At 44.2% G+C, this 231-nt stretch carries 1 protein-coding gene; it reads right to left on the reverse strand.

The window, feature by feature from the left end; all coding sequences use genetic code 11:
• Positions 1-231: hypothetical protein (locus tag H2O73_RS22005; RefSeq protein WP_220457796.1), on the reverse strand; the 231-nt coding region annotated here is incomplete at both ends.

Raw genomic sequence — 231 nt, forward strand, 5'->3', positions numbered from 1 at the left:
TGTTTCAGGAACTGGTCCGCTTTGTTTAGGCATGTTCCCACTAGATACAGTGCGGCAAGGGCGCTGACAATGATTAAGATGACTTTCCAAAAACTCCAGGAGATTAGCCAGGAGAATGACGAAAGCTTCAGTTCGAGTAAAAGCGGAATGATGAAGCCAAAGAACAGGATCAGGGAGAACACGCTGATAAATACTATCAAGGTTTTTTTCAGTGCGGAGACAACTTGTCTT

Origin of the sequence: Vibrio marinisediminis, assembly GCF_014050145.1 — a bacterium.
Classification (GTDB): Bacteria; Pseudomonadota; Gammaproteobacteria; order Enterobacterales; family Vibrionaceae; genus Vibrio; species Vibrio marinisediminis.